Origin of the sequence: Methylobacterium durans (genome assembly GCF_003173715.1) — a bacterium.
In the GTDB taxonomy this organism is placed as follows: domain Bacteria; phylum Pseudomonadota; class Alphaproteobacteria; order Rhizobiales; family Beijerinckiaceae; genus Methylobacterium; species Methylobacterium durans.
Genome location: NZ_CP029550.1, coordinates 6,137,052 through 6,150,219 on the forward strand (window position 1 = coordinate 6,137,052; position 13,168 = coordinate 6,150,219).

16 protein-coding genes are annotated in these 13,168 nt (G+C 63.7%); 9 read left to right on the forward strand and 7 right to left on the reverse strand.

From position 1 onward, the window contains the following. Positions 1 to 17: 17 nt before the first annotated feature. The 3 genes from DK389_RS28790 to DK389_RS33145 all read right to left on the reverse strand — a co-directional run bounded on the left by DK389_RS28790 (position 18) and on the right by DK389_RS33145 (position 3,824). A protein-coding gene (locus DK389_RS28790; RefSeq protein ID WP_109887230.1) for an IS630 family transposase occupies positions 18 to 979 on the reverse strand; the annotation gives its coding sequence in 2 pieces (ribosomal slippage) (positions 18 to 631 and positions 631 to 979; 963 coding nt in all). A 12-nt stretch (positions 980 to 991) separates the two neighbouring features. Then, positions 992 to 3,127, reverse strand: coding sequence for a DUF4214 domain-containing protein (locus DK389_RS35130; RefSeq protein WP_109894914.1), 2,136 nt, complete (start codon positions 3,125 to 3,127; stop codon positions 992 to 994). Positions 3,128 to 3,641: 514 nt separating this feature from the next. Next, positions 3,642 to 3,824 (reverse strand): hypothetical protein, encoded by a 183-nt coding sequence (locus DK389_RS33145; RefSeq protein WP_162560935.1) that lies wholly within the window; start codon positions 3,822 to 3,824, stop codon positions 3,642 to 3,644. 393 nt (positions 3,825 to 4,217) lie between these two features. Here DK389_RS33145 and DK389_RS35065 point away from each other — a divergent pair, with 393 nt between their 5' ends. The 3 genes from DK389_RS35065 (at position 4,218) to DK389_RS28800 (ending at position 5,190) form a co-directional block, all read left to right on the forward strand. Then, the gene (locus DK389_RS35065; RefSeq protein WP_257791920.1) at positions 4,218 to 4,346 is read left to right on the forward strand and encodes a hypothetical protein; all 129 of its coding nucleotides are present in this window, start codon (positions 4,218 to 4,220) and stop codon (positions 4,344 to 4,346) included. 230 nt (positions 4,347 to 4,576) lie between these two features. Then, the gene (locus DK389_RS33150; RefSeq protein ID WP_162560428.1) at positions 4,577 to 4,744 is read left to right on the forward strand and encodes a hypothetical protein; all 168 of its coding nucleotides are present in this window, start codon (positions 4,577 to 4,579) and stop codon (positions 4,742 to 4,744) included. 257 nt (positions 4,745 to 5,001) lie between these two features. Then, positions 5,002 to 5,190 (forward strand): hypothetical protein, encoded by a 189-nt coding sequence (locus tag DK389_RS28800; protein WP_109894917.1) that lies wholly within the window; start codon positions 5,002 to 5,004, stop codon positions 5,188 to 5,190. 18 nt (positions 5,191 to 5,208) lie between these two features. On the opposite strand, the gene DK389_RS33155 is transcribed toward DK389_RS28800, so the two are convergent. Beyond that, the gene (locus DK389_RS33155; RefSeq protein ID WP_162560936.1) at positions 5,209 to 5,616 is read right to left on the reverse strand and encodes a hypothetical protein; all 408 of its coding nucleotides are present in this window, start codon (positions 5,614 to 5,616) and stop codon (positions 5,209 to 5,211) included. On the opposite strand from DK389_RS33155, the gene DK389_RS28805 reads away from it, so the two are divergent. Next, the gene (locus DK389_RS28805; protein ID WP_109894919.1) at positions 5,588 to 5,788 is read left to right on the forward strand and encodes a hypothetical protein; all 201 of its coding nucleotides are present in this window, start codon (positions 5,588 to 5,590) and stop codon (positions 5,786 to 5,788) included. The two genes, DK389_RS33155 and DK389_RS28805, sit on opposite strands and share 29 nt — an antisense overlap. Positions 5,789 to 6,236: 448 nt before the next feature. Here DK389_RS28805 and DK389_RS28810 read toward each other — a convergent pair whose 3' ends face one another. Continuing rightward, a complete protein-coding gene (locus DK389_RS28810) occupies positions 6,237 to 6,731 on the reverse strand; it encodes a hypothetical protein (protein WP_162560937.1) in 495 nt (164 codons plus the stop codon). A gap of 113 nt (positions 6,732 to 6,844) precedes the next feature. Here DK389_RS28810 and DK389_RS28815 point away from each other — a divergent pair, with 113 nt between their 5' ends. Together DK389_RS28815 and DK389_RS28820 are read left to right on the forward strand one after the other, a co-directional pair. Beyond that, a complete protein-coding gene (locus tag DK389_RS28815) occupies positions 6,845 to 7,198 on the forward strand; it encodes a hypothetical protein (RefSeq protein WP_109894923.1) in 354 nt (117 codons plus the stop codon). A 212-nt stretch (positions 7,199 to 7,410) separates the two neighbouring features. Further along, positions 7,411 to 7,779, forward strand: coding sequence for a hypothetical protein (locus DK389_RS28820; RefSeq protein WP_109894925.1), 369 nt, complete (start codon positions 7,411 to 7,413; stop codon positions 7,777 to 7,779). A 123-nt stretch (positions 7,780 to 7,902) separates the two neighbouring features. Here DK389_RS28820 and DK389_RS28825 read toward each other — a convergent pair. Continuing rightward, positions 7,903 to 8,864, reverse strand: a protein-coding gene (locus tag DK389_RS28825; protein ID WP_109887230.1) for an IS630 family transposase whose coding sequence is annotated in 2 segments (ribosomal slippage) — positions 7,903 to 8,516 and positions 8,516 to 8,864 — 963 coding nt in all. Because the reading frame shifts where the segments join, the coding sequence is not laid out codon by codon here. Positions 8,865 to 8,947: 83 nt separating this feature from the next. On the opposite strand from DK389_RS28825, the gene DK389_RS28830 reads away from it, so the two are divergent. From DK389_RS28830 to DK389_RS28840, 3 genes are all read left to right on the forward strand, one after another. Next, complete coding sequence (locus tag DK389_RS28830; RefSeq protein ID WP_109894927.1) at positions 8,948 to 9,178, forward strand: hypothetical protein; 231 nt, start codon at positions 8,948 to 8,950, stop codon at positions 9,176 to 9,178. 260 nt (positions 9,179 to 9,438) lie between these two features. Beyond that, complete coding sequence (locus DK389_RS28835) at positions 9,439 to 9,666, forward strand: hypothetical protein (RefSeq protein WP_109894929.1); 228 nt, start codon at positions 9,439 to 9,441, stop codon at positions 9,664 to 9,666. 162 nt (positions 9,667 to 9,828) lie between these two features. Then, a protein-coding gene (locus tag DK389_RS28840) for an IS630 family transposase (protein WP_109894931.1) occupies positions 9,829 to 10,790 on the forward strand; the annotation gives its coding sequence in 2 pieces (ribosomal slippage) (positions 9,829 to 10,177 and positions 10,177 to 10,790; 963 coding nt in all). Between the two features lie 95 nt (positions 10,791 to 10,885). Here DK389_RS28840 and DK389_RS28845 read toward each other — a convergent pair. Continuing rightward, positions 10,886 to 12,547, reverse strand: a complete 1,662-nt coding sequence (locus DK389_RS28845) for an IS1182 family transposase (RefSeq protein ID WP_109892104.1) — start codon at positions 12,545 to 12,547, stop codon at positions 10,886 to 10,888. Positions 12,548 to 13,168: the final 621 nt, after the last annotated feature.

Below are 13,168 nucleotides of genomic sequence, written 5' to 3' on the forward strand. Positions count from 1 at the left end.
TCTAGAGCTGTTCCCGGTCAGGTAGCGACGGCCAAGTCGTCTTCGTAGCCGGCTGCGGCGAGGTAGTTGCGGCACTCCTGCGGGGTGAAGCACGAGAGGGCCTGCCGGATCGCTGCCCAGAGATCCGGGATGGTGCGGGCTGCTGCGCTGCGCAACAGGGCCTTGAGCTTGGCGAAGGCCTGCTCGATCGGGTTGAGATCGGGGCTGTAGGACGGCAGGTACATGAGCCTGGCCCCTGTGGCCTCGATCGCGGCCTGCACGCCGGCGACCTTGTGGGCTGGCAGGTTGTCCATGACGACGATGTCGCCCGGCTGCAGCACCGGGATTAGGGTCTCGGTGACGTAGCTGCGAAAGCGCCTGCCGTTGGTGGGACCGTCAAGAAGCGCGGTGGCGCACAGCCCACTCGTGCGCAGGGCGGCGGTGATGGTGGTGGTTTTGTAATGCCCCCACGGCGCTGCGAGCCGGCAGCGCTCGCCGCGCGGGGCCCAACCGTAGCGTCGCGCCATGTTGGTGGCAGCCGCGGTCTCGTCCAAGAACACCAGCCGGTCCGGGTCGAGCTCGGGCTGGGCCTCGAACCACGCCTCGCGGGCCGCTCTTACGTCCGCGCGCTCCTGCTCAGCTGCGTGCGTCGCCCCTTTTTCCAGCTGATCCCGTGCCGCTGGAAGAAGCGTGACAACCCGCTCGTGCTGGTCTGCACGCCCTGCTCGGCCAGTCGGTCGCGCAGCTCACGCAGGAAGAGGCGCGGCTCCTGCTTCGAGGTCGCCAGGATGAGCGCGGCATGCGCCTCAATCCGCTTCGAGGTGTGATCGCCGCCCATCGGCTTGGAGGCGAGTTGGCCCTCATTGCGGAAGCGCTCCGACCAGCGGCTGGCGCTCGACACGCTGACCCCGAAGCGAGCGGCGACGCGACGGCAGGAGGCACCCGCCGCCACGGCAGCCACGACACGCTCGCGCAGGTCCACAGACAACGGTGAAGGCATGGGCAAGCTCCTTCACCCGTCAACGTGCCAGCCGCCAACCCGTCTCAAGCGGCGCGGGATCTGCTCTAGCATGGTGTAGTAAAGGCGCGCCACTGCACCAGCCTGCTCGTCGGGCACGAAAAGGCCAGTGTCGAACACGCTCTGAAGGCTCGAGACGTGCTCGGCCGAGAAGACGAAGCCGTTGGCCACGTCGATGCGCTGCGCGCCCTGGTTGTCGAGTTGATCGGTCCAGTAGGCGAGGCCACCGCTATCGGCTGGGCGTCCAAGCGTCGACTGATACAGCTGGTTGACGAAGTCTCCGCTTCCGAGCGCTCCGGCTCGTGCCTGGCCCTCCGCGGAGGAGAGCAGGAGCTGGCCGAGGTCGCGAGCGCTGGTGCCGTGCTCGAACTTGTCGGCCCAATAGGTCAGGCCGCCGATGTCAGGGGCACGACCGAGTAAGCCGGAGTACAGCGCGAGCACTTGTCCGCCGGCATCGGTCGCGCCGGTGGAGAGTTTGCCGAATGCCTGCGCTTGCTCGGGAAGGCTGAGTACGACGGAGGTGCCATCACCGAAGCGCATCTCCTCGACGCCAAAGAGCAAATCCATGCCGTTGCGCCCAGCAACGCTATCTGTTGCCTTCCAATAGAGAAGGCCGGAGGAGCCATCAACCGAGACGGTGATCTCGTAATCGGACATCGGTCCGGTGAAGAACGCGAGATCGTACCCCGCGTCTCCGGTAAGCGTGTCGTTACCAGCGCCGCCAGTCAATAAATCATTGCCATTCCCACCAGATAGGCTGTCATTTCCTTCCCCGCCGCTGAGATCGTCGCTCCCGTCCTCGCCAGACAGGGTGTCATTGCCAGCTCGGCCAACCAATCGATCAGAGCCTCCCGCGCCGAAAATAAAATCGTCGCCATTGGTTCCCGAAACGATATCGATGCCAGTGCTCCCAGCATAGTCAAGCCGCTCGAAATTCTGGAGATCAGCAAGAGCATCCAGTGTTCGGCCGCCGGGTGCTAAGTTGAATGAGATCCATGCCTCATCATAGCCATCGCCGCCATCGATATAAGAGATCGCGTCGCCTAGAGTGCCTTCGGAGATGCCGATGCCGCTCGCGTAAAATCGATCATTGCCGGAGCCGAGGTCTATGCCCGAAGTCTGGTTGCCGAAGCCAGCCTCAACATTCAGCTTAGAGCCGCCGTAATAAACTATGTCGTTGCCCGCACCGGTTGCAATACGGTCTTGAAAAGCTCCATCGTAGATAACATCATTTCCAATACCGGTTACCACAAAGTACTGCTCTAAGTTTTGAAATTTACTTCCGTCGATGAGAGTGTTGATGGTCGATGGATTTCGCCAGTCTAATGTAATGCTCGTACTTATGTGCGAGAGATTGGCTCGTATCTGATCAAAGCCGGATCCCCCGTCCGCTATGACGCCACCGGCCCATGTATAGAAATTATTGTTAGCACCGCCACCGTTTGATTCAACTTGCGCAAAAATTGAGTCGTTACCCGCTCCTCCATGAATTTCGTCGAGTCCTGCCAAATAGATGTAGCTTCCGGCGGAAGCTGAGTTATCCAATGGGTCATTGCCTACGAGGATATCGTTCCCGTTCCCTCCATCAATGATGTCATTTCCTTTGCCACCGTAAATCCTGTCATTCCCATCGTCTCCGTAAATAGTGTCGTGTCCAACAGAAACACTGATCACCTGATCTCCGTAGATGGTATCATTTCCCTTCATCCCGAAGATTATGTCGTTTTCGCCATAACCAAGGATGGCTTCGTCCGTATCGTTGCCATAGATTATATCCTGCGCGTTGAGCGCGCCAGCAAAGAAGGAGGACGCTCCGCCGGGGGAATAACTATATCCAGTCAAAAGATAGCGTATATTGACCGACAAACCGCCAGTGGTAGCCACAAACTGATTGATTACGTCAATAGACTGCTCAACGACTCCAGTCGAAGGCACAAACATCTCGATCTTATCAATGCGCCCAGCTTGAAGGCCGTCGATCGTATAAACAAGACCTTCTCCATAAATTCTCGTATTACCAAAAACTACGAGCCCCGAACTTGAGGCTGCTGCATTGACTAGGGCGCCCTCAAGTCCAGCATTCCATTTATTGATATCAGAAGCGCCACTTAGGTTATGATAAAGCGCCATTGAATTTCCTCGCAGTGTTCCAAGTCGACCGATGATTCTGCTGTTCTGAGCATTTATCGGAATAACGGCCAATTTTCGGCACGAAAACGACCGATCTCGCGAACTCCGCCGCGTTGATTTGATCTGGTGTCTCAAAGGAGGCGGCGGACATTTCGCGCGCTTTCACGATCGACGTAGGATTAGGACAAAGTTGCACCAAGATACCTCATCCAAATGGATGAGTATGGCGATTGATGCCGGAACTGCCAATGAAATTTAAGTAAAACCCGATTATTTCTTGATATGCGCAATTCTTCCGGAGATAATCGGACTTTTAATTGATGAAGATGTTCTCGAATGCTTCTTAGTGCCGCTGAAACGCAGGCGGCTTCGGGCCGAGCAAGGTGGGATTTGTGCTGCAGTCCAGGCTGCAACTTGGGCCCGGGCACGAAAGAGCCCCGCGCGGCGGGTGCCGGCGGGGCTGAAGGTGTCTCGTTCATGGGGTACTGGGACAACCGGCGACGGCGGCGGTGGTTCAACTCGGGTGCGGGTTTGGCGGCGCAGCTGGGATCTCACCCGTCCGCCACCAATCCCCGATGTAGGGCCGGGCACGCTCCAGGTATGGCCTTACCTCAGGCTTTGTCGCCACCAGCGTCAGCACGCCCAGGATCGCGAGGCCGAGACCCACGCCCATCGCGATCCGGTTCTTGCGCGGCACCACGCCGTCCAGCGATCCAGGCGCTGCGGTGTCCCGACGCTACGCGGCGCAGATGCGCGATGTACTCTTCGCGGACGATCTCAAGATCGTACCCGCCTGCCTCCTGACGCTCGATGACGCCGCGTTCGAGCAGCTCGTAGAAGTTGCGCTCGTTCAGGAAGATGTGAGCCGCAGCCTGACCGACCGTCGCCAATGCCGCTGTCCTCCCCTACGGCGCTCTGGAGCTGGAAAAGTCCCGAACTCGGGCGGACCCTCGACACCTCCCCCACCCGGGAAGGACCCGAGGAAAAGCGATTTCACGCAACAATCGAAGCAATCATCCCGAAATCGGTCTTAACCATAACTCTTTCCCAGAACGGCCAAGCCAAGGCTGTCGAAACGAGGGGAAGACCAATGCTCAAGATCGTGCTCAAGACCATGTCTGTTTCTGATCGCGTCATCGCTTCCAGCATGATGACTGGTCTGGCGATCCTGATGGTGGAGTACTCCCGCACGATGGCGCTGCCAGCGCACTTCGTTTGAGGTCGCCACCCCACTCGCTCTCGAGCCGCCGCGGCACCTGCCGCGGCCTCACCGCAGCGCCTCTCGGTGCACCCACCAGCGCCCAGCGCCGCGCCACGATGCCGGCATCGGGCACGGCGCAGACTGTGTCGGAGGCGGTGACTAGGTCCTGCAGGGCCGATGCGCCGCACGCGGCTCCCAGGACGTCGTCCGCTGCCGGACGTTGGCTTGCCTCCACAGAGAGGCAGACCATGGACGCACGCACGAATCCCTTACTCGGCAGAAACCCTGCGAACGATCCAGCGCATCGACAGGGCGCCGACGTCGACAGCAACGATCAGCTGAGCAGTGTGATGCTTCTGGGGCTTGCGATCGCAGGCGGCGTGGTGGCTATCTTCCTGGAGTGGCTGACCCACTGAGCCAGCCCCTGACAAGTCAGGAGATCGCGAAGTGCTCAGGTTCCTCGGCCGATGGTTCGCACGCTCTGTCGTTTCCGGCCTGCTGCTCGGCAGGTTCATGAAGGCGGGCAAGGGCTCACCGATGCGGGACGACGACCCGAGATAGCGAGCGCTCCTCATCGCGGTGCTCGTTAGCTGACCCACTGCTGTGTGTGCCGGCTCACAGCCCTGAGCCGCCGGCAGCAGTTACATGGCCGCCTGCCACTACGGAGGCACCCGTGCCCGCTCACGAACAGCTTCTCGCCGCTCTCCGCGTCATCCTCACCGAGGGCCAAGACCCTCGCGCGGTCATCGCCCATGCCATTGAGGACGTGGAGCGCGAGACGGCCAAGCGTCAGGCTCCCCAAGAGGCGCCGGGCCCTTACACGCCGAACGCCTGGTCCATGTATGCAGGTCGGGTGCACTGACAGCGTCAGTGGACTGCCTCAGCCAAACCCGTTGAAGTCGCAGCGGCGAGGATCTTGCTCGGCCGCAGTCTTCAAGAATAAGCTCTCCGCCCGCTGAATGGCCAGCAGCAAAGCCAAGCTCACGCTGGTGGAGGAAGCGTCATGGTCAAGATTGGTGATCTTCACCGCTTGGACGGCATCAGAACGCCGGGCGAAACACACGCTCGCGTTGCCAAAATCATCGCTATCAGCTCTGGCCTTGCACTCCTGATTGCCTCGACCTCGTTGGTGGGATGACGAGTGCTGCGTCGTCAGTGCGCCGTGACCGCCAGCAACTTGATCAGCAGCAACCAGGATCTCGCTAGCGCCAAGCCGGTTATCCCTCGCCGCAACAAGAACGACGGTGATCGGGATGGAAATGAAGCAGCGGGAGCTCGAGGCGCGCATCGTCGCCATCGAGCACGCCCTACAGGTGATTGTGAACTGCCTCTCGGACCGGCAGTCACTCGACCGAGGCAAGCTCGTGTACCTGCTCGGAGCTGCGGCAGACGAGCCGAACGCCGGCCTATCGAACGCGGGCATCCCGAAGGCTCTGCGCCGGTTGGCGGAGAGCCTCTGAGCGGTACCCATCACAGCCGCGCCTCCCGGTGCACTCACCATCGGCCGCCGCCGCGCTTGGTCACCCACTGCGGATAGTCGGCTGCCGCGCGTCGCCTTCTTGCGAGCGGCATCTTCGGTGATGCCCCAGGCTTGGGCTGCCTTCTCCAACGGCCTGAAGTCGTCGACTTGATCGGCGGGAGCGCTCGACAGCACTGCTGCGATCGCTGACGCCTTGGTGAGGCAGGCTGTGAGCTCTTGCTCCAGCGCGGTGCGCTCATCCGGCGTCATGGGCGCCTCCAGCGCAGCGAGAAACGACACGCGGCAATGAGTGTAAGGCGCGCCGAGCTTCGCCCTCGAACCGCCGAGCCTGAGCGCCCGTTGGCTTATGCGCACAATGCGCGGGGCCGAACCGGGCCGAGCGAACCATGTGGCCCGGCGCCCGAGGAGGAAGCCTATGGCCACGAACGTCAGGCGTTCTGAACTCGCTCAACTCGCACTGGATGCGCCACCGCCTTGGGCAGCTCGCGCCGCATCTCTTCCTGCATGAAGCGGGCGAAGTCGCGCCGGAAGGGGACGTCGGGTTTCACTCGCGTCGCAGCCTGCAGCTTGAACATCAGTTGCAGCCTCTGGGCCTTGCCCTTGCTGACCGCCTGGAAGATGAGGCCGTCCTTCACGACCTTACGCTCGAGGTTGCCAGGGCGCTGGCTGGCGACGACGCCCTTCGATCCGCGGCGCACCCGCGAGGTCGGAATGGCAAAGCGGCCGGACTGGGCGCGCTTCACGCCGCCTTTGTCGTGGAGGTTCAGCGTTGCCCGGCCTGTACGATCCACGAGGGCGACGCGGAGATCCGTTTTCTTCGAGAACTCGGGCTGGCGGAGGGCGGCCTTGATGAAGGCCTTGTTCCGCACCTTGACGTGAGAGGGCCAAGTCTCCTGCGCGAGGCGATCCCGCGTCCTCAGCACGGCCTGGTTCAACGTGCGGCTGATTGCGAATGGGATCTGATCGGCAGATGCGCCTACACTCTTGGCCGCGCGCTCCAGCGCGCTGAGATCCAATGAAAGCAAGGGAACGCCCAATGATCCTCGACCGCGTCGACTACAAGGACTATCGGCGCGACCATGCGCTCATCACGGCGCGCAAAGCTGAGTATGCGGGCATCAGACGCAACTCAGACGGGATGGCCTGTTTCGCCTTCAGAGCGCCGGGCAAGGCTCGGGCAACGCTTGTCGAGGTCAGCTTCATTCAGCGCATCGACATCAGCGGACGCCAGTTCGTGCCGCCTCAATATCGAAACTGGTCGCAGCGCGTCGCCGAGATTGAAGCTTTCATTGAAGGTGACAAGACGGCAACTTCGATCGCCAAGCCGCAGATCAGAGAGAAGTCGCCTTCAGAACAGAAGCGCCCTTGGTGGCGCCGCCTCTTCGGCTGATCAGACTCGCCCCATCTCCCGCATCACCGCACCCGGCATCTCGATCGCAGCGAGGGCCCAAATTTTCCAGGCGCAGATGGAGAGGATGAGGAGGTCGGAGAGGCGGGGTGGGCAATGGCACGAGCCTCGCCGTTTATTTCGGTCCGTATCAGCAAGAAGTGTGATAGTCAGGCTTCAGCAATTCTGCGATGTCGGCCGATCGAGTGCGCAAAATGACTGCCTTTGCCTATCTGATGGCCAAGCTAAAATGGCTGATATTCGGCACTCAAGCTGATCGAAAAGGCCGCAAACTGGCCGACAACGCTGAGAGAGGCCAGTCATCGGGCCAGAGGGTCTACCACAGGCGGAATTTCAAGGAAGACTACAATGCCGCCTCCGCGATGTTGAAGGGGCGGATGGACGCCAAATATCCGGACACCTTCCACGCTCGCCTCGGCGGCGGCGGCAACAACGCCTATCAGTATGGCGACAAGCGATCTCAGGCTGTTGACACCGCATCCACTGCGATTGCTCAAGCTCTGCGCGATGGCGCCACCGCTCATGAAGCCGCAGAGGCCGGGGCAGCAAGCATCGGCATCTGATGAGCGAGCCGCAGCGGCGCCGGCTTGGTGTGCGGGTCGAACATGGCGCCTCCGGTCCACGGGCCAGTCCCGTACAACGGCCGCGAAAAGGTCTAGTCTCGCCGGACCTAGAGCTGTTCCCGGTCAGGTAGCGACGGCCAAGTCGTCTTCGTAGCCGGCTGCGGCGAGGTAGTTGCGGCACTCCTGCGGGGTGAAGCACGAGAGGGCCTGCCGGATCGCTGCCCAGAGATCCGGGATGGTGCGGGCTGCTGCGCTGCGCAACAGGGCCTTGAGCTTGGCGAAGGCCTGCTCGATCGGGTTGAGATCGGGGCTGTAGGACGGCAGGTACATGAGCCTGGCCCCTGTGGCCTCGATCGCGGCCTGCACGCCGGCGACCTTGTGGGCTGGCAGGTTGTCCATGACGACGATGTCGCCCGGCTGCAGCACCGGGATTAGGGTCTCGGTGACGTAGCTGCGAAAGCGCCTGCCGTTGGTGGGACCGTCAAGAAGCGCGGTGGCGCACAGCCCACTCGTGCGCAGGGCGGCGGTGATGGTGGTGGTTTTGTAATGCCCCCACGGCGCTGCGAGCCGGCAGCGCTCGCCGCGCGGGGCCCAACCGTAGCGTCGCGCCATGTTGGTGGCAGCCGCGGTCTCGTCCAAGAACACCAGCCGGTCCGGGTCGAGCTCGGGCTGGGCCTCGAACCACGCCTCGCGGGCCGCTCTTACGTCCGCGCGCTCCTGCTCAGCTGCGTGCGTCGCCCCTTTTTCCAGCTGATCCCGTGCCGCTGGAAGAAGCGTGACAACCCGCTCGTGCTGGTCTGCACGCCCTGCTCGGCCAGTCGGTCGCGCAGCTCACGCAGGAAGAGGCGCGGCTCCTGCTTCGAGGTCGCCAGGATGAGCGCGGCATGCGCCTCAATCCGCTTCGAGGTGTGATCGCCGCCCATCGGCTTGGAGGCGAGTTGGCCCTCATTGCGGAAGCGCTCCGACCAGCGGCTGGCGCTCGACACGCTGACCCCGAAGCGAGCGGCGACGCGACGGCAGGAGGCACCCGCCGCCACGGCAGCCACGACACGCTCGCGCAGGTCCACAGACAACGGTGAAGGCATGGGCAAGCTCCTTCACCCGTCAACGTGCCAGCCGCCAACCCGTCTCAAGCGGCGCGGGATCTGCTCTAAGAGGAGAATCCGGAATGGACTGGAGCGACTGTAAGCACAATCCGCAGGCTTACGGGCTTGCTGCCGCCGCTCTCACGGTGGCGCTGATCAAAAACCTTGCGGTGAAGGGTGTGCTGTCTCAAGCCGAGGCGCGAGAAATCGTCTCTTCAGCACAGCGCGAGTTGGAGCGGTCTCAGGCGAGCCACGTGAAGGCCGCGAAGAAGATCGTCGAGAACGAGATCATGCCGGATTTCCCGGACCAGTAGGCGCGCCGGGCAGATGCCGATCAAAGAGGCGAGCAGTTGGACCCGTCGCCAGGATCTGCGGAGCACAAGGCCTCGCATCCTCCTCGCGCTTTCGAGCGCTTTACTGGCCTGCGGCTCGCGTCGTGCCCGGGATAGCGTTTGAGCTTTTCCCGCGCCTTCGGCATCTCGCTCCATGCACGTTGTGCCGCTCACCCATCCGTGAACCGAGGAACGCCGCCCCCAAGTGGTAGTTGGTCTCTATCCCATCCATGGAGATGACTATGAAGGCCGTTCTGGCTTCGTCGATGCTGGCACTTGGCCTACTCGCTGCCGCGCCGGCTTCTGCTCAGAGGCTTGAAATCGGACCAGATGGTCCGGGCGTTGATCTGCGGCAGCGCGGTCAGCGGGAGCGCGATGTCGATCGCGAGGAGACGCGCCGCGATCTGCGACGCGATCCGAGAAACGAACGCATCGCGCCCGATGACGATGATGACGATGACGAGGACTGATCGGCAGCATCACTGCAGCGCCTTCTGATGCACCTCTCAGAGATCCACGCCACGCACTTGTCGCGGGCACGGATGTCCGCCCGGCCTGTTAACCTAGAGCAGGTCCCGCGCTGCTTGAGACGGTTTTGCGGGCGCGGCGTTGATGGGTGAAGGAGCATGCCCATGCCTTCACCCTTGTCTGTGGACCTGCGCGAGCGCGTCGTGGCTGCCGTGGCGGCAGGTGCCTCCTGCCATCGCGCTGCAGCCCGCTTCGGGGTCAGCGTGTCGAGTGCCAGCCGCTGGTGCGGGCAGTCTGCCCGAGACGGGCACGTCGCGCCAAAGCCGATGGGCGGCGATCACACCTCACAGCGGATCGAGGCGCATGCCGGGCTCATCCTGGCGATCTCTAGCCACGAGCCGCGTCTCTTCCTGCGTGAGTTGCGCGACCGGCTCGCTGAGCAGGGCGTGCAGACCAGCACGAGCGGTCTGTCACGCTTCTTTGCCCGCCACGGGATCAGCTGGAAAAAGGGGCGACGCACGCAGCCGAGCAGGAGCGTGCTGACGTAAGAGCGGCCCGCGAGGCTTGGTTTGAGGCCCAGCCCGAACTCGACCCGGACCGGCTGGTGTTCCTGGACGAGACGGCCGCGGCCACCAACATGGCGCGCCGCTACGGCCGGGCGCCACGCGGCGAGCGCTGCCGGCTCGCAGCCCCGCAGGGACATTACAAAACCACGACCGTCACGGCCGCCCTGCACACCCGCGGGCTGTGTGCCACCGCACTGTTGGATGGCCCCACGAACGGCACGCGCTTTCGCAACTACGTCACCGAGACCCTGATCCCGGTGCTGCAGCCTGGCAACATCGTCGTCATGGACAACCTGCCCGCCCACAAGGTCGCGGGCGTGCAGGACGCGATCGAGGCTGCGGGAGCGCGGCTCATGTACCTGCCATCCTACAGCCCTGATCTCAACCCGATCGAACGAGCCTTCGCCAAGCTCAAGGCGCTGTTGCGCAGCGCAGCAGCCCGCACCATCCCAGACCTCTGGGCGGCGATCCGGCAGGCTTTCACCCGCTTCACCCCGCAGGAGTGCCGCAACTACCTCGCCGCAGCTGGGTACGAGGACGACTTGGCCGTCGCTACGTGACCGGGAACAGCTCTAGATCGATTGAGAGGTCCCGCCGGTGTATGAGAAGCTGATCACGCTGAACAACGTCCTGACACTGTTGGCGAATTCGACAGCTATGCCGTGAGGGCCTTGAAGCGTGAGGTGCGCGTGGGTGCCAGCGGACGCAGCGAGAGCCAGGCAGCGAGGCGATCGACGTTGAGAGCGGCTGCCGTCGCCACGCTCTGCAAGGTCGTCTTCGCCAGCCCGCGGTAGCGTGCCCGGCGCAGGCCGAAGCTGCGTACGCCTTGCGCGATCGTCGCCTCGATGCCTTGCCGCTGCCCGTAGAGCCGCCGGCCTTCCTCGCTCTCCTGCCGCTGCCGCGCAGCCGCCAACGCCTCGTGCTCGGCGCGCGGATGCAGGCTGAGGCGGCGGCTCGCCGCCCGGGTACAACGCGGCTTGGCAGGGCATAGGCGGCAGACGGCGGGCTTGAAGCCCGCGCGGATGAATGGGCGTCCGCTCGCCTTGTCCCGGTAGGCGCCCCAACTCGTGCTCTCGTGCCCCTCGGGGCAGCGCACGCGGTGGCGCTCCCAGTCGACCGCGAAGTCGGTGACCTGGAACGCATCCTCCTCACGCATCTGCCAACTCTGGTTCGGCCGCGTCGGGCCGATCAGGGCGATGCCATGCCGCTCGCGGGCCGTGACCAGATGCTCGGCGCTCACGTAGGCAGCGTCGACCAGGTGCTCGCAAGGGAGCAGTCCCGAGCTGGCCAGGGCGGCATGGATCGCGGCGGTGCGCATCGCCTCGTGCACGTTGGCTGGCGTCGTGTCGGTGTGAACGACCAGCCGAGGCAGGTCGGGGTCGCAGGTCTCAGTCAGGTGGACCATGTAGCCGGTCCAGTCGGTTCCGGACTTGGCCCGGAACCGAGCATCGACGTCGTAGGGCGACTCGATCCGGTCACCGGGTCCACGCCCCTGCACCGGGCGCAATCGGATGCCGGCCCCAGCAAGTGGGCTGCCGTCACCTGCGCGCGCGAAGTGCCGCGCCCACACCCGGCGCAGCACGGCGACGGATGGCAAGGCGACAGCGAGTGGCGGGGCGTCCGCGCCATCCAGCGCGTCGAGCAGGCGGCAGCCGTCGGCCCCGACCTGGAGCACGTAAACCTCGCGTTTGAGGCCGGTCGTGGGCAGGCGCGCATCCTCGATCCGGCGATCGTAGCGCTCGTGCCAGTCGGATGGGACGACCCGGCGCAGCCAGTCGGGGACAAGGGCTGCGACCGCGTTGAGAGCCGCGCGCAGCGTCTCGGCCAGCAGTTCGATCCGGTTGAGGTCGCGCACCGCGGCGAGCACGTGGGTGCTGTCGGTGCGTTGGCGCCCGCGCCCCTTGAGCACGCCCTGGTCGCGTGCGGCGTCGAGGATGCGGGCCAGCAGCCGTCCGGTGGCATCGTGCTGCAGCAGCCGGCCGCGGAACTCGCACAAGACACTGTAGTCGAAGCCTGGATCGGTGAGGTCGAGGGCGAGCAGGTACTTCCAGTCGATGCGAGCACGGACTGCCTCGGCGGCCTGGCGGTCGCTCAGTCCTTCCCGGAACTGCAGGAGCGTGACGAGGGCCAGACGCCAGGGTGCGTAGGCGGGCTGGCCGCGCGCGGGATAGAGGTCGGCGAACTCAGTGTCGGCGAAGATGGTGCCGAGGCGGGTGCGCAGGAGCAGATAGGGATTGCCGCGTCGGAACGCGATCTGGGCGACGCGAGCGGTATCTTCAGGCACAGGTGGGAGCGGTGATTGCAACCGGAGCGACATGGGCGACCTCCGAGCGGGACGCTCAGCCTACGCCCAGCACCCTACCTTCCGGAATTCGCCAACAGTGTCCGTCCTTATTCAAGACACCGCCGAGCGGCATCTGGCTCCGCTTCGAGGAGAAGGGCTGCGGTATCGGATGTGGGTGACGGGCACTCCCCGAAGCAGCACCGTCCACATGCGGGTCACTGATCTCACGTCCGAGATGAAGGCGCGCATCGCTGAAGTGCTGAGTGGACGAGGCGTCCTTTTCGAAATCGAGGATGCGCAAGCAGCCTGACGCGAGGGCGCTGACCGCAGCGCCCCGCGGTGAACGTACCAGCGCGTGCCGTCGCGCTTCATCGTCAGTCTGTGATGGCTCTTCATCGGCCGCTCGCCCTTCCGGCGCGCTATCGTTCTGAATGCCCCAAGCTGCAGGCGCGGTCTTGCAGCGGCACGAAAGGATTGCGGGCTTGCCGGGCTGAGACCTCCGCACCGGCAGGCACCCGCTCATTGGCCTCGGATCTGGCGAGGCAGGCCGGGGGAATCCTCCAGGGTTTAGCGCTCAATTAACGCCATGAGCGCGTCCCTCGATGAAGCAACTTTCTGACTCCACCTGATCAGAAGGTGATACGGTCAGTCTCA